Below are 20,753 nucleotides of genomic sequence, written 5' to 3' on the forward strand. Positions count from 1 at the left end.
GCAGGACGCAACCATGTCATTTACCGTTGTCATTCCCGCCCGATATGCCTCTACCCGTTTGCCCGGCAAGCCTCTGGCCATGATTGCCGGCAAGCCGATGATTCAGCATGTCTGCGAGCGGGCCAATGAGAGCCGCGCCAGCCGCGTGGTGGTCGCGACCGACGATGCCCGTATCGAAGAGGCGTGTCGCGGTTTTGGTGCTGAAGTCATCATGACCTCGCCCAATCATGCCAGTGGCACAGACCGCCTTGAGGAAGTGGCGAGGAAGCTGCAGCTGGATCCGGATCATCGGGTGGTCAACGTTCAGGGGGACGAGCCTCTGATACCGCCCGAACTGATCAATCAGGTTGCCGATAACCTTGAGCAGTACCAGGAGGCCGCCATCGCAACGCTGTGCGAGCGGATTCACGATGCCCGCCAGGTGTTCAATCCCAATGTTGTGAAAGTGGTGTTCGATGCCCGGGGCATGGCTCATTACTTCAGTCGGGCTCCGATTCCCTGGGCCAGGGACTTCTGGCCGGCGGGGGCGGCTACCCAGGATGTGGACCTTCCGGATGGCATTGGCTATTTCCGGCACATTGGTATCTATGGCTATCGAGCCAGTGTGCTCAGTGAGTTCGTTACCTGGCTGCCGGCCCCTACCGAGCGGGTGGAATCCCTGGAACAGTTGCGAGCACTTTATAACGGTGCTCTGATTCATGTGGATGTGGCGGACCGGCCACCGGCCCCCGGGGTGGATACCGAAGAGGATCTGGCCCGTCTACGGGCGCTGATGGAAAAAGGGGGTGCCCGTGGCTGATCGTGTAAGCGTGCTGTTTGTTTGTCTGGGCAATATCTGTCGCTCTCCCAGTGCCGAGGGAGTTTTCCGTCACCTCGCCCAGGAACATGGCCTGTTAGACAGACTGCATATTGATTCCTGCGGCACCGGCAGCTGGCATATCGGTAAATCCCCGGACGAGCGGGCAACTGCCGCCGCGGCGCGCCGTGGTATCGATATCAGCGACCTGCGCGCCCGCCAGTTCCGTGCGGAAGATCTGGACCAGTTTGACTATGTATTGGTGATGGATCGGTCCAATCTTGCCGACGTTCGTGAGGTCTGGCACCAGAATGGCGGTACCGAACCCCGACTGTTTCTGGACTTCGGGGGCTCTCGGCTGGCCGAGGTACCGGACCCCTACTACGGCGGAGAGGATGGCTTTGAACACGTGCTTGATCTGATTCACGACGCAAGTTCCGGCCTTCTGGAAGAAATCCGGAGGCGGCTGGCTTGAGTCAGGCTCTGGAGATTCAGGAGCGGGCCAGCCTTCAGAGGTTGAATACCCTGGCTGTGCCTGCAACGGCCCGATACCTGGTTGAAGTCGAAAACGCGGTGCAGCTCAAACAGGCGCTTTGCTGGGCCGATGACCATGAACAGTCCGTTCTGGTACTTGGCGGTGGCAGTAATCTGGTGTTTGCCGGCGATTATCCCGGCCTGGTCATCCTGATGGCATTGCGTGGCCGAAGTTGGGAGCGGGTAGATGATCATGGTGCGGTATTGGTCTTGAAAGCCGGCGAGAACTGGCACGAGGCTGTGCTTTATGCCGCCCGCTCCGGTTATCGCGGGATCGAGAACCTGGCGTTGATCCCGGGCACGGCCGGCGCCGCCCCGGTACAGAACATCGGGGCTTATGGCACCGAGTTGTGTGACTGTCTGGAGAGTGTCACGGTACTGAACCGCCAGACTCTGGAGGTAGAAAACCTGCCCGCAAGCGCCTGCGAGTTCGGCTATCGCGACAGCCTGTTCAAGCACCGGCCGGGCTGCTACATCATTCTTGAAATCCGGCTCCGGTTGTCCCGCGATGCGTCTTTGAATATCGGCTATCGGGATCTTCAGGATTACTTTGGCGACGTTAACGAGGCTGAGTTAACACCCCTGGCGGTGGCCGAGGCCGTGATGGCTGTCCGTCATCGCAAACTGCCGGATCCTGCGGTATTGCCGAATGTGGGCAGTTTCTTCAAAAACCCGGTTATAGGATTGACTCAGTTTCGGGGGCTTCAGGCCCGGTTTCCGGATGTTGTGTCCTATCCCGCGGATAGTCAGGTCAAACTGGCGGCTGCATGGCTTATTGACCAGGCCGGATGGAAGGGGTTTCGCAACAGTCGGGTCGGGGTTCACAACCGCCAGGCGTTGGTACTGATCAATCATTCCGGTGGAACCGGCCAGGATGTACTGTCCCTGGCTGATGACGTGCGCCAGTCTGTGCTTGAGAAATTCGGCGTTGAGCTGGAGATGGAACCGGGGATTGTGGGCAACGCCTGATCTGCGGAGACGTCGTCAAGACACCGGAAGGCCGGGAACAGCCTTCCGGTGAATTTGGTTCAGGGTTACAGGCCGCCTTTGGGCGACGCCTTCACCAGGAACGACAGAGCCTCGTCAACAGGAATATCCTGTTTTTCCTCGTCCCGCCGACCCTTGTATTCCAGGGTTCCTGCGCTCAGGCCGCGTTCTGAGACCACGAAGCGGTGGGGGATACCAATCAGCTCCATATCGGCGAATTTCACACCCGGGCGTTCGTTACGGTCGTCCAGCAGGACATCGTAACCGGCCTGGCGAAGCTGTTCGTACAGTTTGTCGCCAGCCTCGGCCACCACCGGAGATTTGTGGCCATTCAGGGTAACAATGGCCACCTCGAACGGTGCGATGGCATCCGGCCAGATGATGCCCTTCTCGTCGTGGTTCTGCTCGATGGACGCCGCGACGATGCGGGAAACGCCAATACCATAGCAGCCCATTTCCATTATCGAAGTCTTGCCGTGTTCATCCAGAACCGAGGCGTTCATGGCCTTGCTGTACTTGTTGCCCAGCTTGAAAATGTGGCCAACTTCAATACCGCGACGGATCTCCAGTGTGCCGTTCCCATCCGGGCTGGCATCGCCCTCGACCACATTGCGAAGGTCTTCCACACGGCTGATCTCTGCATCACGCCCCCAGTTCACGCCGGTCAGATGATAGTCATCCTTGTTGGCACCGCAGACAAAGTCTGCCAGGTGGGCAGCGCTGCGATCCACGATAACCGGTACCGGCAGCTTGACCGGGCCGATGGAGCCTGGCTTGCAGCCGATGGCTTTCTCGATTTCCTCGTCGGTTGCCATGGTCAGCGGCTCGGCAATGCCGGGAAGGTTCTCTGCCTTGATCTCATTCAGGGTGTGATCGCCGCGCAGAATCAGGGCCACCAGGCCGGATTCACCATTTTCATCCGCCTCTGCCTTCACCAGCAGCGTTTTTACGCTGCGCTCAGCCGGCATGCCGAGGAACTGGGAAACGGCGTCGATGGTGCGTTGTCCCGGGGTATGAACTTCTTTCAGTTCTTCGCCGGGGGCAGGGCGCTCACCGGCCGGTGCCACTGCTTCGGCTTTTTCGATGTTGGCGGCGTAGTCACCGCTGGTGCTGAACACGATGGCGTCTTCACCAGACGAGGCCAGGACGTGGAATTCATGGGATGAACTGCCACCGATGGAACCGGAGTCCGCCTGTACCGGACGATAGTCGAGCCCCAGACGGTCGAAAATGTTGCAGTAGGTCTGGTGCATGACCTTGTAGGTTTCATCCAGGGATTCCGCGTTCAGATGGAAGGAGTAGGCATCCTTCATGATGAACTCGCGGGCGCGCATCACACCAAACCGGGGGCGGCGCTCATCGCGGAACTTGGTCTGGATCTGGTAGAAATTGGCCGGCAGCTCCTTGTAGCTTTTCAGCTCGTTCCGGATCAGATCAGTGATGACTTCCTCGTGGGTGGGGCCGAAGCAGAAATCCCGGCCATGGCGGTCGTTCAGGCGCAGGAGTTCACCGCCGTACTGTTCCCAGCGCCCGGATTCCTGCCACAACTCGGCGGGTTGTACCGCCGGCATCAGAACTTCCTGGGCACCGCTCTTGTCCATTTCTTCACGGACGATTCGCTCCACCTTGCGCAGGGTGCGCAACCCTAAAGGCAACCAGGTATAAAGGCCGGCGGCCAGTTTACGGATCATGCCCGCCCGCAGCATCAGCTGGTGGCTGATAATCTCGGCGTCGGAAGGGGTCTCTTTCTGGGTAGCTATCAGGTAACGGCTCGCTCGCATCGTGTCTTCCGCTGTCATCAGAAAAGTGGGAGTCAGACTAATTGGCAAGGCGGGATGCCCGCCACAGCCTTTCATTGTCGTAGAGTGGGCGTTATTGTACGGAGCCTGCATCACAAGGTACAGATAATGACTGACGAATCCATCGATGTGTCACCCCGCCGGCGCCCGGTTCAGGCTCGCAGCCGGGAACGGGTGAACACCATACTGCACCATGCCGCCGGGATCTTTCACGAGCAGGGCGTCGACAGTACCAGTATGTCGGCCATTGCCCGGCAGTCCGGTATGTCTCTGGCATCGCTTTACCGCTATTTCCCGAATAAAGCAGCGATTGTTCATGCCATTGCGGAGCGTCACGTTGAGAAGATGGAGCAGGCGTTGCGGGCCAGGCTGCCGCAACTGAGTCTGAGCGATGCGGTGGATGTTCTGATCGATCTGTTTTACGACTTCTACCGAACGGAGCCCGCCTATTCCGCCATCTGGAGTGGCGTGGAAGCCATGCCGGAACTGAGGGAGCTGGATCTTCGCGAACTCTACAGCAATGCCCGGGATCTGGATGCCCGTCTGCAGGAGGAGTATCCCGATTTGCCTGCAGATCGCCGCTGGACAGCCAGTTTGCTGTTACCCCGTTCTGCCGGCACGATTCTTCGGCTGGCGGCCACCCTGCCGGATGAGCAGGGCGTATTGTTGGTACAGGAAATGAAAACCATGGCCCGTGCTTACCTGGACAACCTGGTGGCTCAGGACAGGTAACCCAGCGGCAGGGCAGTGCTGTCGATGACCCGCCGCAGAACAAAGCTGGAGTGAACGCCGCTGACACCGGGAATGCGGGTTATCCGGTTCAACAGAAAGTGGTGGTAGTGGTCCATATCCGGCACGACCACTTTGAGCATGTAATCCGCGCTCTGACCAGTGATCAGATAACACTCCTGAACCTCAGGATACTCACCCACCTGTTCCTCAAACGCCGCAAAGCGCTCTGGTGTATGCCGGTCCATGCCAATGAGAATGATGGCGGTGAGCGACAGTCCCAGTTTTTTGTGATCCAGAATAGTGACCGTCCGCACGATAATGCCGGCCTCCTCAAGGGCACGAACCCGGCGCAGGCAGGGAGAGGGGGATAGCCCGACTTTCTCGGCCAGCTGCTGATTGGTCAGGGAGCCGTCTTTTTGCAATTGTTCGAGGATTTTTCGGTCGAGCTTGTCAATTTTGACAAGCGTTTTCTCTGTAACAGGCATTTTCTGTCTCTTGTTGGAGGTTTTCTGAAATTATATGGCATTATTTGGTGTTGCGGCCAGAAAATGGCAACCAAATAGCTCGCTCTAGCCTTTACACTGTGTGTGTTCCAATCACTGTCTGATATCGGAAGGAATTTTCATCATGGCTTTTGACCATCGCAAATACGTTGCTTTCCAGCCGGTCGCCAAGAAAGACCGTCGCTGGCCCGATCAGGTTATCCAGAAAGCCCCGGTCTGGTGCGCTGTAGATCTTCGGGACGGCAACCAGGCCCTGGTCAAACCCATGTCTGTTGCCCAGAAGCAGCGTTTGTTTGATTTGCTGGTCAAGCTGGGTTTCAAGGAGATCGAAATCGGATTCCCGGCAGCCAGCCAGCCGGACTTTGATTTCTGCCGCAAGCTGATCGAAGAAAACCGGATTCCGGATGATGTAAAGATCCAGGTCCTGACCCAGGCTCGGCCGGAATTGATCGAGCGGACTTATCAGGCCCTTGAGGGCGCCAAACGGGCGATTGTGCACGTCTACAATTCCACCTCTACCGTGCAGCGGGAGCAGGTGTTTGGTCTTGACCGGGAAGGTATTCGCGATATCGCGGTACGTGGCGCCACTATCGTGCGGGATATCGCTGCTCGCTATCCGGACACAGAGTGGACCTTCCAGTATTCCCCGGAGAGCTTTACCGGCACGGAGCTGGATTTTGCTGCCAGTGTGATTGATGCCGTCAACGATGTCTGGCGCCCGGACCAGGGCCAGCCGGTCATCATTAACCTGCCGGCGACCGTTGAAATGGCAACGCCCAATGTGTTCGCAGACCAGGTGGAGTGGATCTGCGACAACATTCGCTACCGGGAGCACATCAGCATCAGCCTGCATACCCACAATGACCGGGGCTGCGCGGTGGCAGCTGCCGAACTTGGCGTGATGGCGGGTGCAGACCGGGTGGAAGGTACCTTGATGGGCAACGGCGAGCGCACCGGTAACATGGACCTGGTCACCATGGCCATGAACCTGTATTCCCAGGGGATTGACCCTACCCTGGATCTGTCCGGCATGGCCGAAATCACCGAAGTGGTGGAGGCGTGCACCGAAATTTCCACTCATCCGCGTCATCCCTATGCTGGTGAGCTGGTCTTTACCGCTTTCTCCGGCAGCCATCAGGACGCCATTCGCAAGTGTCTCTCCCGTCGGAAAGAGGGCGATGCCTGGAACGTGGCTTACCTGCCCATCGATCCATTCGATGTCGGCCGCCGGTACGAGGAAGTGGTTCGTATCAACAGTCAGTCCGGCAAAGGCGGTGTCGCTTACGTACTCGAGCGGGACTACGATATTACTCTGCCGCGGTGGCTGCAGATCGAATTCAGCAAGGTGGTCCAGCACGAAGCTGAAACCAATGGTGGAGAGATCGATTCACATACTATCCACCGTCTGTTTGAAGAGCGTTATCTGAAAGTGCACAGCGACTGGGCTCTTCGCTCCTACGACCTGCATCGGGATGATAATGGCGTGCGGGCCGAGGTAGTTGTCGGTGGTGATGCTGCTCCGGCTACCCTGGAAGGTCGAGGGCTGGGAGCCGTGGAGGCGGTTTCCGACGCACTGTCCAGGCAGTTTGGGGTCTCGGTGGCGGTCGAAGCCTATGATGAGTACGCGCTGGGCGAAGGTACCAATGCCAATGCTCTGGCGTGTATCCGGCTGACAGCCAATGGCAGGCACTGCAGCGCGGCAGCCCTGGCGGAAGATACTACCTCGGCGACATTGCAGGCCCTGTTCTCGGCGGTAGCTCAGGTGCTCGATGGTAGCCGGTCCGAGTCTGTTTCTGCAGAAGCGGCAGAAACTGTCTGAGCGGATAATCCCTTCTACCAACAGAAAGGCCGGCAATCCAGGGACTGCCGGCCTTTCTTGTTTCTGCCCGTGAGGGGCATCAGGACGCTGACATAACAGCTTAAAGCGGTGTTACGTTTTCGGCCTGCGGGCCTTTCGGGCCCTGGGTTACGGTGAACTGCACCTGCTGACCTTCGGCCAGAGTACGGAAACCGTTTGCGTTGATTGCACTGTAGTGAACGAAAACGTCACTGCCGCCTTCCTGGGCGATGAAGCCAAAGCCCTTGGATTCGTTGAACCACTTCACGTGGCCGGTTTTGGTATCGGACATCGATCTTTCCTGTCTTACTGATAATTTTCCCTCACGGGACCTTCTTTCGAGCTGGGACATCCGGAGCGCACTGAGGAAGGGGCAACGAAAAGCCAAGGGCAGGACGTTGTAACGCATTCGCCAAATAACGCTGCAGAAGTACACAGCAATTTTCAGTATAGACCGACTTTGAACGGCGTCAATTGTTTTTTTATGATCAGCAAGCGTTTTTTAATTGATAAAAAACAATAAGTTGTAATGAAAGTGAAACCCGGGGCTGCTCTTGATCAAGAGCGCCCCGGGTGTTGTGTGGCTCAGCGGATGGAGGTTTGATCAGCGACCGAATTTCTCGCTGATTTCTTCCAGTATGGCCGGGTCGTCGATGGTGCTGGGTACCGTGTACTCCTCACCATCGGCAATCTGGCGAATGATCCGGCGCAGGATCTTGCCGGAGCGGGTCTTGGGCAACCGGTCAACGACGATGGCTCGGCGGAAGCAGGCAATGGCCCCGATCTTCTCGCGAACCATCTCTACCAGCTCCTCCTCCAGTTCGTCCTGGTCGATAGTGGCGCCATCTTTGATCAGCACCAGGCCAACCGGAATCTGTCCCTTCATGTCGTCATGGGCGCCCACCACACAGCATTCCGCGATGGCCGGATGGGACGCAACGACTTCTTCCATCTCGCCGGTAGAGAGCCGGTGCCCGGCGACGTTGATCACATCATCCGTCCGACCCATGATGAAGACGTAGCCGTCATCATCGATAAAGCCACCGTCGCCTGAGCTGTAGAAGCCAGGAATCGGCTTCAGGTAGCTGTTCTGAAAGCGCTTGTCGTCGCCCCATACGGTCATCAGGCAGCCTGGGGGCAGCGGCAGTTTCACCGCCATCTGACCCTGTTCGCCCGCCGGCACCTGGCTGCCTTCCATGTCCACCACCTGAACGTTGAAGCCGGGTGAGGGGACGGTTGCAGAACCGGGTTTGGTAGTCATCATTTCAATGCCAACCGGGTTGCAGCAAATGGCCCAGCCGGTTTCGGTCTGCCACCAGTGATCGAGGATGGGCAGCCCGGTGTGCTCTTTCAGCCATTCGTAGGTCGGGGGATCCAGGCGCTCGCCGGCCAGGAAGATGCGTTTGAGAGAGGAGACATCGTAGCGGCTCAGCTGATCTGCTTCCGGGTCTTCCTTGCGCACTGCACGGAATGCGGTGGGCGCGGTAAACAGCATGTTGACTTTGTGATCCTGAACCACACGCCAGAATGCGCCGGCATCCGGGGTTTTTACCGGTTTGCCTTCGTAAAAAATGGTGGTGCAGCCGGTAAAGAGCGGTGCATAAACAATGTAGCTGTGGCCCACCACCCAGCCAACATCTGAGGCCGCCCAGTAAACGTCGCCGGGTTTGGCATCGTAAACCAGCTTCATGCTGTACGTGAGAGCAACGGCATGGCCCCCGTTGTCACGGACAACACCTTTGGGTTTTCCAGTGGTACCGGAGGTGTAGAGAATATAAAGCGGGTCGTTGGCCTTGACGGGTACCGGATCAGCCGGGGTGGCGTTGGCCACGATCTCGTTCCAGTCAAAGTCTCGGCCTTCCTGCATGGTTGCCTTGACCTGCGGCCGCTGGAATACCACGCAGGCTTCCGGTTTGTGGCTTGATTGCTCAATGGCCTTGTCTACCAGCGGTTTGTATTCGATCACTTTGGTAACTTCGATGCCGCAGGAGGCGGTAATCAGGGCCTTGGGCTTGGCATCTTCAATGCGAACGGCCAGTTCGTGTGCGGCAAACCCGCCGAAGACCACCGAATGGATAGCGCCGAGCCGGGCGCAGGCCAGCATGGCGATGGCTGCCTGAGGAATCATCGGCATGTAGATGATGACGCGGTCACCTTTTTCGACTCCGCGGGCGCGCAGGGCGCCGGCAAACAGAGCGACTTCATCACGCAGTTCGTTGTAGGTAAATGACTGCTTGGTATTGGTGACCGGGGAGTCGTAAATCAGGGCTTTCTGGTCGCCACGGCCGGCACGGATATTGGCATCCAGAGCAACGTCGCTGGTGTTCAGTTCCCCGTCTGGAAACCACTCGCCGTGGCCATTGTCGAGGGCGCGCCAGATCGTATTCGGTGCTTTGATCCAGTCGATGTGCTGCGCCTGCTCGCGCCAGAAATCATCCCGCTGGTCAATGGACCGGCGAAATTCGGAGTTGTAGCTCATTGTGCTCCACCTCAGTTGTGCGTGTTGTTGTTTTATCGTTGTTATTGACAACTTTAGGAGCTTTGAAATCCGGGGCTAGTAGACCATAGGCGTAGTTGCCAGGCTCTGCGGCACTATTCCGACGAAGAATTGATCTCCGTCACCTGGGCTGACACCGAGCCGCGTCCAAGTCTTGCGGTAATCTGATCGCCGGTTTCCAGGTCGCCGGCCTTGCGAACAATACGGCCCTGGTCGTCCCTGACGATGGCGTAGCCTCTTCCGAGGGTGGCCAGGGGGCTGACCACATGAAGGGTTTGTGCAATGTGCTGCAATCGCTCGTCTTTTTGGCGCAGCAGGTGCCGGGCCGCGAGTGTCAGGCGTTCCTCGAGCTGTTGGGTCTGTTCACTTGCGGTTTTCAGGGTTCGGCGTGGGGATTGCGCGCTCATCCTTTGAAGCAGGTAATCGGTTTTCTGCTTCTGCTGGTCCAGTCTGTTACGGATGGCCTTGTTCAGTCGCAGCTCAAGCTCATCCATGCGTTGCGCCTTTTCCAGTAGTTCCCGTCGAGGATCCCGGAGCCGGGCAGACAGGTGCCCCAACTGGTTATCCAGCCTTTGCAATAAGCGGCGTGCAGACTGGCCAAGACGTCCCTGCTGTTCGGTCAGTCGACGGAGCCAGTCCTGCTGGTCGGGTGAGATCTTCTCAGCGGCGGCCGACGGCGTGGGGGCTCTCAAGTCCGCGACAAAATCAGCAATAGTGACGTCGACCTCATGGCCAACGGCGCTGACGGTCGGGATGGGGCAGGCGGCAATGGCCCGCGCGACGGCTTCTTCGTTGAAGCACCACAAGTCTTCCAGGGAGCCGCCACCACGGCCGATGATCAGGACGTCAGCGAGACCGTGCCGTTGAGCACGGTCAATGGCCTGGACGATATCTGCGGTGGCCGCCTGGCCCTGAACGGCGGTGGGATAGAGCGTGATCGGAATAGCCGGGCAACGTCGCTTGAGTACCGTCAGGATATCGTGAATGGCGGCGCCAGTTGGTGAGGTGATCACACCAATATGCCTGGGCGTGGCGGGAATCGGTTTCTTTCGGGCCGGATCAAACAGGCCTTCACTCTGGAGTCTCGCTTTGAGTGCCTCAAAAGCTTGCTGGAGCGCACCCAGGCCGGCGGGTTCGAGGTGTTCCACGATGATCTGGAAATCCCCGCGGTTCTCGTACAGGGTCACCTTGCCGCGAATCCGGATCTGGTCTCCTTCCCGGGGCAGGGTGCGGATCCGCTGGTTGGCGCCACGGAACATGGCACACCGGATCTGGCATTTCTGATCTTTGAGCGAGAAATACCAGTGCCCGGAGGATGGTCTGGAAAAGCCGGAGAGTTCCCCCTCAACCCAGACCTGCATAAAGCTTGATTCCAGCAGGTGGCGCGCCTGGTGGTTGAGCTCACTGACTGTGAGTGCTCGTGGGCGGGTGTCCGGATAGGGGGTGCTCACAGGGCGGGCTCCAGGATTATTCATAAGCAATAGCCGAAAGAGATGGCCAAAAATAACGGAAATTCAAAAAGATGCAACCAAATGGCAAAAACCGCGCGGTTTACTGTCCTTACGCACCACTTTATAATAGATCGATTAAGGATTTTGCTTTGTCGCACCGCCGCGGGTGCGGCACGGAAATTCCCAACTTAGCATGTTCAAAAGGCGGATCCCAATGCTGCGTATTGCCGAAGAAGCCCTCACGTTTGACGACGTTCTGCTCGTGCCCGGATATTCTGAAGTTCTCCCTCACCAGGTCGACCTGAAAACCCAGCTGACCAAGGGTATTACCCTGAATATTCCGCTGGTGTCGGCGGCCATGGATACGGTAACCGAGGCGGAGCTGGCCATTGCCATGGCCCAGGAAGGCGGTATCGGTATCATGCACAAGAACATGACGGTGGAGCAGCAGGCGGCTGCTGTCCGCAAGGTCAAGAAGTTCGAAAGTGGCGTGGTCAAGGATCCGATCACCGTATCTCCCGAGACCACCGTGCGCGAGCTGGTCGATATCACCATGGCCAACAATATCTCAGGCCTCCCGGTTGTGGATGGCAATGACCTTGTCGGTATCGTGACCGGCCGTGATATCCGTTTCGAAAGCCGCATGGATACTCCGGTGCGGGACATCATGACGCCCAAGGACAAGCTCGTTACCGTCAAGGAAGGCGCCGATCTGGACGAGGTAAAAGAGCTTCTGCATCGCCACCGCATCGAGAAAGTTCTGGTGGTAAACGACCAATTCCAGCTCCGTGGCCTGATCACGGTAAAAGACATCCAGAAAGCCAAGGACTACCCGCTAGCGTGCAAAGACGAGCAGGGGCGCCTGCGAGTTGGTGCCGCGGTCAGCACTGGCGGCGACACCGAAGCTCGCGTTGCCGCACTGGCAGAAGCCGGCGTGGATGTGATTGTGGTTGATACCGCCCATGGCCATTCCAGGGGCGTGATCGATCGGGTTCGCTGGGTGAAACAAAACTACCCGGATGTTCAGGTCATTGGCGGTAATATCGCCACCAGTGATGCTGCCATCGCGCTGGCCGAAGCTGGCGCTGACGCTGTGAAGGTAGGTATCGGCCCCGGTTCCATCTGTACCACCCGGATCGTCGCCGGCATTGGTGTGCCCCAGATTTCTGCGGTTTCCAATGTCGCCGCTGCCCTGAAGGACCGCGGTGTGCCACTGATTGCAGACGGCGGTATCCGCTTCTCCGGAGACATCGCCAAGGCCATTGCTGCTGGCGCTCACTGCGTCATGATCGGCAGCCTGCTGGCAGGCACCGATGAGGCTCCGGGTGAAGTCGAACTGTTCCAGGGCCGCAGCTACAAGGCGTACCGTGGCATGGGCTCTATCGGCGCGATGGGCCAGGGTTCCAGCGACCGTTATTTCCAGGATGCCAGCAAAGGCATCGAGAAACTGGTGCCGGAGGGCATTGAAGGCCGTGTGGCCTGTAAAGGCCCGATGCGCAATATCGTGCATCAACTGGTTGGCGGTATCAGGGCCTCCATGGGCTACACCGGTAGCGCCACTATGGACGAAATGCGTACCAAGCCCGAGTTTGTTCGCATTACCAATGCCGGTATGCGTGAGAGTCACGTTCACGATGTGACCATCACCAAAGAAGCGCCCAACTACCGAATCGGTTAATCTTTGCCTGATCAGACGCGGCCCGGTTTCCGGGCCGCGTTGTTTCTTTACAGCCCGAGGACTCCATGGCCCAGAACATTCACGACCACCGTATCCTGATTCTCGATTTCGGTTCCCAGTACACCCAGTTGATCGCCCGTCGCGTTCGCGAAATCGGCGTTTACTGCGAGATCAAGGCATTCGATATCACCGATGACGAGCTCAACGAGTTCAATCCCAAGGGGATTATTCTGGCGGGCGGCCCCGAATCGGTAACCCAGCTGGGTGGCCCGCGCGCGCCGGAAGGTCTGTTTGATCGGGGCATCCCGGTCCTGGGTATCTGCTACGGCATGCAGACCATGGCTGAGCAGCTCGGTGGTCGGGTGGCCAGTTCCGAGAAGCGGGAGTTCGGTTACGCCCAGGTGAAAGTGCGTGCCAAGGGTCCACTTCTTGCGGACATTACAGACCATCTGACGCCGGCCGGTGAATCTCTGCTGGATGTGTGGATGAGCCACGGTGACAAAGTGGTGGCCATGCCTGAAGGTTTTGAACTGCTGGCTTCCACTGAAAGTGCGCCGATTGCAGCCATGCAGGATCTGAGCCGCGGCTTGTTCGGTGTCCAGTTCCATCCGGAAGTGACGCATACGCTGCAAGGCAAGCGAATTCTGGAACACTTCGTGATGACCATCTGTGGCTGCGAAGCGCTCTGGACGCCGGCGAAAATCGTGGATGACGCGGTTCGGCAGATCCGGGAGCAGGTCGGCAGCGACAAAGTGTTGCTGGGCCTGTCCGGTGGGGTGGATTCTTCGGTTACGGCGGCTTTGTTGCATAAAGCCATCGGTGACCAGCTTACCTGCGTGTTCGTGGACAACGGCCTGCTGCGTCTGCACGAAGGCGATCAGGTGATGGACATGTTTGCCAGTAACATGGGCGTGAAGGTTATCCGGGTTGACGCCGAAGATCTGTTCCTGTCCAAGCTCAAGGGTGTGAACGACCCGGAGCAGAAGCGCAAGATCATCGGTAACACCTTCATTGACGTGTTCGACGACGAAGCGGCCAACATCAAAGATGTGAACTGGCTGGCCCAGGGCACCATTTACCCGGACGTAATCGAATCTGCGGCGTCCAAAACCGGTAAAGCTCACGTCATCAAATCCCACCATAATGTGGGTGGCTTGCCGGAAACCATGAAGATGAAGCTGGTAGAGCCGCTGCGCGAGCTGTTTAAAGACGAAGTGCGCCGGATCGGCCTTGAGCTGGGTCTGCCATACGACATGGTGTATCGCCATCCGTTCCCGGGGCCGGGGCTGGGCGTTCGTATCCTCGGCGAGGTCAAGAAAGAGTACGCGGACATCCTCCGCCGTGCCGACGCGATCTTCCTGGAAGAGTTGCACCGTGCTGATCTGTACCACAAGACCAGCCAGGCGTTTGCCGTCTTCCTGCCGGTGAAATCAGTGGGTGTAGTGGGTGATGCCCGTCGCTATGAATATGTCATCGCTATTCGCGCGGTTGAAACCGTCGACTTCATGACGGCTCGCTGGGCGCGCCTGCCGTATGAATTGCTCGAAACCGTGTCAAACCGGATTATCAACGAAATCTCCGGTGTTTCGCGGGTAACCTACGACATCTCTTCCAAGCCGCCTGCAACCATTGAGTGGGAGTAGCCGGCAACGACGGGCACTCTCTGGTAACCGTCTGTCAATGACAGGCGTTCATTCAACCCGGCGCCATTGCCGGGTTGTTTGTTTTTGGACTTTGATTAATTACCTGGAATTACCCGGTTTTTCTATTTGAACCTCAGTGCATCCACCAGCAAGCGAAACAGCGGGGATGATTGACGGCGACTCGGGTAATACAGGTAATAGCCGTCATAGGTGGTAAACCAGTCATTCAACAGACTGACCGGTTTTCCGCTGTGCAGTTCTTCTCTCACCATTGCGGTCGGCGCCTACGCTGGAAAAATGCCCCTGTTACAGAACGTTCAGGAGAGTTTTTGGAACCGGGTGTCAGCCGCTCGAAACCGGAGTAGCCGACAAATTCCGCAATATGCCGCATTGCTCGACTGTCCGACGGTTTGAACAGCTGCGGCGCAGCATTCTCAGTTGCTCGTTCAGTTTGGTTAGTTCCTGGATACGCGCCTCCACCTGCTCGATATGCCTATCCATCATCCGATTCACATCATCACATTGCGCACCGGGTGACCGGTTTAAAGCCAACAACTGCCGGATCTCCGGCAAACTGAGATCCAGGCTGCGGCAGTGCTTGATGAACAGCAAATGCTCAACGGCAGCTTCATCGTACAGGCGAAAATTGCCTTCACTGCGTTCTACAGAGGCAATCAAATGTTCCTTTTCATAATGCCGGATGGTTTGCACGGAGCAGCCAGTCACTTTCGACAGTTCGCCGATTTTCATCATCTCTCAATATTCCGATTGACTCTATAGTTGTTATAGAGTTTATAGTGGCTGTCTGTACATCCACAAGGGCTTTATTCGATGTCTGACCCGTGCAATGACAACTGTCAGAGCAACAAGATTGCCAGTGCCCCCACCTCTGGGATAGCGAATACTGACGTAGCTTTGCAGCATGGCTATGTCAGTGACTACCGGGTACCAAAAATGGACTGCCCGTCGGAAGAGGGGATGATCCGCATGGCTCTGGACAGTATTGAGCCCCGCGTTTTACTGGAGTTCGATACACCGAATCGGAAGGTGCGGGTATTCCATGGCGACAATGGGGCTGCCATCGAGGAGAGGATGCGCTCCCTGGGGCTGGGTGCCACGCTGGAAAAAACCACCCCGGTGGGGGAAGGGGATCTAGTCCTGGCCAGGGAGAAGGAAGAGGCAACCGCCCAGGTCGAAGCCGGTATACTGAAGTGGTTGCTGGCCATCAACGGCGTTATGTTCGTGGTTGAACTGACAGTAGGCTGGCTGGCGCAATCCACTGGCTTGATCGCGGATTCTTTGGACATGTTTGCTGATGCCGCCGTCTATGGCGTGGCACTGTATGCCGTTGGACACAGTGTACGGATGAAGCTGCGCGCTGCGCATTTTTCCGGTTGGCTTCAGTTGATTCTGGCGCTGGGAGTCCTGGCTGAAGTCGGGCGGCGATTTGTCTTCGGCAGCGAACCTGTATCCGCGTTAATGATGGGTTTTGGTCTTGTGGCCCTGGCGGCCAACGTCTGGTGTCTGGTGCTTATCGCAAGAAACCGGCACGGCGGCGCACACATGAAAGCAAGTTGGATCTTTTCGGCTAATGATGTCATCGCCAATGTGGGGGTTATCGTCGCCGGTGTATTGGTCGCCTGGACGGGCTCCCGTCATCCCGACCTGGTCATTGGTCTGATCATCGGGCTGATTGTGCTGAATGGCGCCCGGCGTATTCTGCAACTGCGCTATTAGTCTCTGGCTCTTTCTCGCTGCTCGGATTCATGCCGGCAAAATTCCGCGCCTGGGCGGCCTATTAAAATAGTCGCCGCTCTCGCCGATGCTTATGGAGAATTTTCTGTCAACCGTGCCCATAGGTGTGGGCATCCTTGTGCATGTGGTCCGGGTGCTCGAATTCCAGTGTTGAATGACGTATGTTGAATTCCTGCGCCAGAGCCTGTTTTATCCTGTATTTGATATTCTCAAGCTGATCCCATGCACTTTCCTCGATAATCACATGGGCCTCCAGCGAGGCATCGTGTTCGCCCATCTGCCAAAAATGCACATGGTGAAGGTCGATAACGCCTTCGATGTTGGAGAGGGCAACAATGACGGCATCGGTATCGATGTCCACCGGGCTACCCAGCATGAGTGTTCTGATGGTGCCGCCGATTTCTGTCAGGCCCAGGTAGAGAATATAGCCCGCGATACCGATGGTGATGGCAGGATCAACCCAGCGCATGTCGTAGAGCAAAATAAGAGTCCCGCCAATGACCACGGCGACCGACGCGAGTGCATCCGACAGATTGTGAAGAAACAGTGCACGGATATTGACGCTGTCTTTCTGCATCGAATAGGTGAGCAACGCTGTCAAGGCGTCCACAGCCAGAGCGATACCACCAAGCCAGACGACCCACCAGCCCTTTACCTCTGGAGGATCGATTATCCGCATGCCACCTTCGTAAACCAGGTAGATCCCGATAATGATCAAGGTAGTGTAGTTGATGAGAGCTGCAACGATTTCAATGCGTCCGTAGCCAAAGGTCATCCTTGCGTCAGCCTGGCGGCGCGCAATTTTTTGCGCCGCGAACGCGATGACGAGTGAGGCCATGTCAGAGAAGTTATGCAAGGCGTCCGCGATAAGGGCGAGACTGCCGGCAAAGATACCTCCCCCAATCTGAGCCAGGGTCAGGATCCCGTTCGCCCAGATGGCGATGGCAACGCGTTTATCCTTGGTCTCGGGGGGTATATGCACATGGTCGTGACTCATTGGGTTAACCTAGTTGGTGGCTATTTATAAAGAGGCATCTGCTGTATTCAGCTTACTCTGTGCCTGGTCGCCTGTACCTTGGCGACTTTGTGGATTTTGGGCCATTGGCTACTCATCCATTTTGACAGTTTTCAGGAGTTCCGCAAGGCTGTCTTCGGCCGCTTTTTTGTTCGGGAATGGCCCGATATTTTGACCTTCACGGGTTAAAAAATACCAGTCACTGTTGATGGCGTGGATGCGATGTGTTCGAAAGGGTGAGGCTTCTTTCAAGTCATCTATTCGTTGCTTGGGTGGATCGTTCATAGTCTTTCCAGGATATAAACCGCAATAAAAGAACATTGAAAAAATCATGGGGAGATTCCCCCCCCACGATGGAGTGTTGGTTAACTATCAGTGTCGTGATTAATGTCGCCTGTGGGCGTGGAGTTACTGGCACTTCTGCCATGCAACAGCGCATAGAGCACAGGGAGTACAAACAACGTCAACAGGGTGGACGAGATAATCCCGCCGATCACCACGGTCGCCAGAGGACGCTGTACTTCGGCACCGGTGCCGGTATTGAGTGCCATGGGTACAAAGCCGAGGCTTGCTACCAGGGCGGTCATCAATACCGGCCGTAAGCGGATCAGGGCGCCTTCGACAATGGCCTTCATCAGGTCACCCTGCTCGTGCCACAGATCGCGGATAAAGGCGATCATCACCAAGCCGTTTAACACCGCCACCCCGGAGAGGGCGATAAAGCCAACACCCGCCGAGATCGACAGGGGCATGTCTCGCAGCCACAGGGACAGAACCCCGCCGGTGAGGGCCAGTGGCACGCCGGTGAAGATGATCAAGGCATCTTTGAGGGAGCCGAAGGCCATCACCAAGAGTGCGAGGATGATGGCGAGGGTCACGGGCACCACGATGGCAAGCCGCTGACTGGCGGACTGCAGTTGCTCGAAGGTCCCGCCGTAATCCAGCCAGTATCCGGCGGGTAGGTCCACGTCGTCCGCAATGCGCGCCTGTGCTTCCTCGACAAATCCGCCCAGGTCGCGGTCCCGCACGTTGGCGGTGACCACCACCCGACGCTTGCCGTTTTCCCGGCTGATCTGGTTGGGCGCCGGAGCCAGCTCCAGCTCGGCCACTTCCGACAGGGGCACATAGCCACCGTCCGGCAGGGGGACAGGTAGGTCCGCGAGGCTGTCCACATCCCGGCGGATGTCTTCGGGAAGACGCACCACCAACTGGAAGCGGCGGTCGCCTTCGTAAATCAGGCCGGCGTTTTCGCCCCCGACACCGGCTGCCACCAGATCCTGGAGATCATCCACGGTCAGCCCGTAGCGGGATAGCGCCATGCGCTTGGGGTGTACCGACAGCATGGGCAGGCCGGTCACCTGTTCGACCCGGGCATCGGCGGCGCCCTCCATGGATTCCACAACCTCAAGGACGTCGTTGGCCGATGCCAGCAGCTGATCCAGGTCATCGCCGAACACCTTGATGCCGAGGTCGGCGCGCACGCCGGAGATCAGTTCGTTGAAGCGCATTTCTATGGGCTGGGTGAACTCATACTTGTTGCCGGGAAGCATTTCCACCGCTGCTGCCATTTCCGCCACCAGTTCATCCTTGGTTTTGTCTGGGTTCGGCCATTGGCTGCGGGGCTTCAAGATAACAAAGTTGTCCGCTACGCTGGGGGGCATGGGGTCGGTGGCCACTTCCGGCGTGCCGATCTTGGCGAACACCTTGTCCACCTCCCCAAAGGCCTTCAGCCGTTCTTCCAGCTGCGATTGCATCTCGATGGACTGCTCCAACCCGGTGCCCGGGATGCGCAGGGCATGGAGTGCAATATCCCCTTCATCCAGTTGTGGAATAAATTCCGACCCCAGGGTGGTCGCCAGCCAGAGACAGACCGCTACCAGCGTGGTCGCGCCGCCCAACACCAGCCAGCGGAACCTCATAGCCACCCGCAGCGCAGGCCTGTAGAGCGATTTAGCACCGCTGATTACCGGGCTTTCCTTTTCGCTGATCTTGCCCCCCATAAAGACCGCAACAGCGGCGGGCACCACGGTCAGTGACAGCACCATGGCCGCCAGCAGTGCCATTACGACAGTGGCCGCCATGGGGTGGAACATCTTGCCCTCGACCCCGGTGAGAGCAAAGATCGGCAGGTACACCACAGTAATGATGGCGACACCAAACAGGCTGGGACGAATCACTTCGTTGGTGGCCTCGAACACCAATTGCAGACGTTCCTTGAGGGCCAACTGACCCTGGTGCTGGGCCTGGGACAGGCGCCGGATACAGTTCTCGACGATGATGACCGCGCCGTCGACGATCAGGCCGAAATCCAGCGCCCCCAGACTCATCAAATTGGCGGATACGCCAGACCGCACCATACCGGTGATGGTGGCGAGCATCGAAAGCGGAATGACAGCTGCCGTGATCAAGGCGGCGCGCAGGTTGCCCAGCAACAGAAACAGCACCACGATCACCAGCAGTGCCCCTTCAAGCAGGTTCTTCTCCACCGTGGCAATCGCCTTGTCCACCAGGGCTGTGCGGTCGTATACCGCCTCCACCTTGACGCCGTCGGGCAGGGAGGGCTGAATGGCCTCCAGCTTTTCGGCCACCGCCTGTGCTACCGCCCGGGAATTTTCCCCCACCAGCATCATGGCGGTGCCCATCACCGTTTCCTTGCCGTCGCGGGTGGCGGCGCCGGTGCGCAGCTCCTTGCCAATGGCCACTTCAGCTACATCGGCTACCCGGACTGGCACACCATCCCGGTTGGCAATCACCACCTGTTCAATATCGCCAATGGTGGCCAGCTGCCCGGGCGAGCGCACCAACAGCTGTTGGCCGTTGCGTTCGATATAGCCGGCGCCGCGATTGGTGTTATTGGCCCGCAGGGTGCTGACCAGTTCATCCACCGTGATGCCGAACTCCAGCAACCGTTGGGGCGACGGCGTGACGTGGTACTGCTTGTCGTAGCCGCCAATGGTGTTGACCTCGATCACGCCGGGCACCTGGGCCAACTGGGGTTTGATGATCCAGTCCTGGATCTCACGCAGTGCCGTAGCGTCCAGCGGACTGCCATCCGCTTGAGTGGCACCGGGCAGGGCTTCTACGGTGTACATGAAGATCTCGCCAAGACCGGTGGCGATGGGACCCATCTCCGGCTCCAGCCCGGGTGGCAGCGCGCTCTTGATGGCGCCCAAGCGCTCATTGATCAGGTTGCGGGCGAAATAGATGTCCGTGCCTTCCTCGAACACCACCGTGACCTGGGACAGGCCGTAGCGGGACAGGGACCGGGTATAGGACAGGTTGGGCAGGCCGTACAAGGCCGTTTCCACCGGGAAGGTGATGCGTTGCTCTGCCTCCAGGGGCGAATAGCCCGGTGCCTCGGTGTTGATCTGTACCTGGACATTGGTGATATCCGGCACCGCGTCGATGGGCAGGCGCTGAAAACTCCACACGCCCACGCCGACCAGCACCAGAATAAGGGATAACGTTAAAAACCGCCGCTCTACCGAGAAGCGTAAGATGGCGTTTATCATCAAAGCCTCCTGGG

The 20,753-nt window shown here is 57.9% G+C and carries 18 protein-coding genes; 8 read left to right on the forward strand and 10 right to left on the reverse strand.

Translation table 11 applies throughout. The features are described from left to right. The first annotated feature begins 13 nt into the window (after positions 1-13). From kdsB to murB, 3 genes are read left to right on the forward strand one after another with little or no spacing between them, the layout of a single operon-like run. On the forward strand, positions 14-799 hold the full coding sequence (gene kdsB, locus OZ656_RS09100; protein ID WP_011785221.1) for a 3-deoxy-manno-octulosonate cytidylyltransferase: 786 nt from the start codon (positions 14-16) through the stop codon (positions 797-799). Further along, entirely contained in the window at positions 792-1,271 is a 480-nt protein-coding gene (locus OZ656_RS09105; RefSeq protein ID WP_011785220.1) for a low molecular weight protein-tyrosine-phosphatase, read from the forward strand. Before kdsB ends, OZ656_RS09105 begins: the two co-directional genes overlap by 8 nt. After that, a complete protein-coding gene (gene murB / locus OZ656_RS09110) occupies positions 1,268-2,299 on the forward strand; it encodes a UDP-N-acetylmuramate dehydrogenase (RefSeq protein ID WP_011785219.1) in 1,032 nt (343 codons plus the stop codon). Before OZ656_RS09105 ends, murB begins: the two co-directional genes overlap by 4 nt. A gap of 65 nt (positions 2,300-2,364) precedes the next feature. Here the strand turns inward: murB and OZ656_RS09115 are convergent, their stop codons facing one another. After that, positions 2,365-4,098 carry a proline--tRNA ligase gene (locus OZ656_RS09115; RefSeq protein ID WP_278350048.1) on the reverse strand — a complete coding sequence of 578 codons (1,734 nt, stop codon included), beginning with the start codon at positions 4,096-4,098 and terminating at the stop codon, positions 2,365-2,367. 126 nt (positions 4,099-4,224) lie between these two features. On the opposite strand from OZ656_RS09115, the gene OZ656_RS09120 reads away from it, so the two are divergent. Next, positions 4,225-4,848: a TetR/AcrR family transcriptional regulator gene (locus OZ656_RS09120; RefSeq protein WP_278350049.1), complete on the forward strand. Its 624-nt coding sequence runs from the start codon at positions 4,225-4,227 to the stop codon at positions 4,846-4,848. Here the strand turns inward: OZ656_RS09120 and OZ656_RS09125 are convergent. Beyond that, positions 4,836-5,333, reverse strand: coding sequence for an Lrp/AsnC family transcriptional regulator (locus OZ656_RS09125; protein WP_278350050.1), 498 nt, complete (start codon positions 5,331-5,333; stop codon positions 4,836-4,838). The two genes, OZ656_RS09120 and OZ656_RS09125, sit on opposite strands and share 13 nt — an antisense overlap. Positions 5,334-5,475: 142 nt before the next feature. On the opposite strand from OZ656_RS09125, the gene leuA reads away from it, so the two are divergent. Further along, positions 5,476-7,170 carry a 2-isopropylmalate synthase gene (gene leuA / locus OZ656_RS09130; protein ID WP_278350051.1) on the forward strand — a complete coding sequence of 565 codons (1,695 nt, stop codon included), beginning with the start codon at positions 5,476-5,478 and terminating at the stop codon, positions 7,168-7,170. Between the two features lie 100 nt (positions 7,171-7,270). Here the strand turns inward: leuA and OZ656_RS09135 are convergent, their stop codons facing one another. The 3 genes from OZ656_RS09135 to xseA form a co-directional block, all read right to left on the reverse strand. Continuing rightward, entirely contained in the window at positions 7,271-7,480 is a 210-nt protein-coding gene (locus OZ656_RS09135; protein ID WP_011785214.1) for a cold-shock protein, read from the reverse strand. A gap of 312 nt (positions 7,481-7,792) precedes the next feature. Further along, positions 7,793-9,667: a propionyl-CoA synthetase gene (locus OZ656_RS09140; protein ID WP_379945171.1), complete on the reverse strand. Its 1,875-nt coding sequence runs from the start codon at positions 9,665-9,667 to the stop codon at positions 7,793-7,795. A 113-nt stretch (positions 9,668-9,780) separates the two neighbouring features. Next, the gene (gene xseA / locus OZ656_RS09145) at positions 9,781-11,160 is read right to left on the reverse strand and encodes an exodeoxyribonuclease VII large subunit (RefSeq protein ID WP_206769661.1); all 1,380 of its coding nucleotides are present in this window, start codon (positions 11,158-11,160) and stop codon (positions 9,781-9,783) included. 190 nt (positions 11,161-11,350) lie between these two features. On the opposite strand from xseA, the gene guaB reads away from it, so the two are divergent. Both guaB and guaA read left to right on the forward strand, forming a co-directional pair. After that, positions 11,351-12,814: an IMP dehydrogenase gene (gene guaB / locus OZ656_RS09150; protein WP_199453938.1), complete on the forward strand. Its 1,464-nt coding sequence runs from the start codon at positions 11,351-11,353 to the stop codon at positions 12,812-12,814. A 65-nt stretch (positions 12,815-12,879) separates the two neighbouring features. Beyond that, positions 12,880-14,457 carry a glutamine-hydrolyzing GMP synthase gene (gene guaA, locus OZ656_RS09155; protein ID WP_014421253.1) on the forward strand — a complete coding sequence of 526 codons (1,578 nt, stop codon included), beginning with the start codon at positions 12,880-12,882 and terminating at the stop codon, positions 14,455-14,457. Positions 14,458-14,579: 122 nt separating this feature from the next. Here guaA and OZ656_RS09160 read toward each other — a convergent pair whose 3' ends face one another. Together OZ656_RS09160 and cadR are read right to left on the reverse strand one after the other, a co-directional pair. After that, positions 14,580-14,729 carry a hypothetical protein gene (locus OZ656_RS09160; RefSeq protein WP_080530605.1) on the reverse strand — a complete coding sequence of 50 codons (150 nt, stop codon included), beginning with the start codon at positions 14,727-14,729 and terminating at the stop codon, positions 14,580-14,582. A gap of 70 nt (positions 14,730-14,799) precedes the next feature. Beyond that, entirely contained in the window at positions 14,800-15,207 is a 408-nt protein-coding gene (gene cadR / locus OZ656_RS09165) for a Cd(II)/Pb(II)-responsive transcriptional regulator (protein WP_063142036.1), read from the reverse strand. A gap of 81 nt (positions 15,208-15,288) precedes the next feature. Between cadR and OZ656_RS09170 the strand changes: the two genes are divergently transcribed. Next, entirely contained in the window at positions 15,289-16,194 is a 906-nt protein-coding gene (locus OZ656_RS09170; protein ID WP_153740021.1) for a cation transporter, read from the forward strand. A 106-nt stretch (positions 16,195-16,300) separates the two neighbouring features. On the opposite strand, the gene OZ656_RS09175 is transcribed toward OZ656_RS09170, so the two are convergent. The 3 genes from OZ656_RS09175 to OZ656_RS09185 all read right to left on the reverse strand — a co-directional run bounded on the left by OZ656_RS09175 (position 16,301) and on the right by OZ656_RS09185 (position 20,739). Then, positions 16,301-17,209, reverse strand: a complete 909-nt coding sequence (locus OZ656_RS09175) for a cation diffusion facilitator family transporter (RefSeq protein WP_042924023.1) — start codon at positions 17,207-17,209, stop codon at positions 16,301-16,303. A 108-nt stretch (positions 17,210-17,317) separates the two neighbouring features. Beyond that, positions 17,318-17,512 (reverse strand): DUF6316 family protein, encoded by a 195-nt coding sequence (locus OZ656_RS09180; RefSeq protein ID WP_044629833.1) that lies wholly within the window; start codon positions 17,510-17,512, stop codon positions 17,318-17,320. 80 nt (positions 17,513-17,592) lie between these two features. Continuing rightward, positions 17,593-20,739 (reverse strand): efflux RND transporter permease subunit, encoded by a 3,147-nt coding sequence (locus OZ656_RS09185; protein WP_044629832.1) that lies wholly within the window; start codon positions 20,737-20,739, stop codon positions 17,593-17,595. Between the last annotated feature and the right edge of the window lie 14 nt (positions 20,740-20,753).

Source organism: Marinobacter sp. LM1 (genome assembly GCF_042763285.1).
Taxonomy (GTDB): domain Bacteria; phylum Pseudomonadota; class Gammaproteobacteria; order Pseudomonadales; family Oleiphilaceae; genus Marinobacter; species Marinobacter nauticus.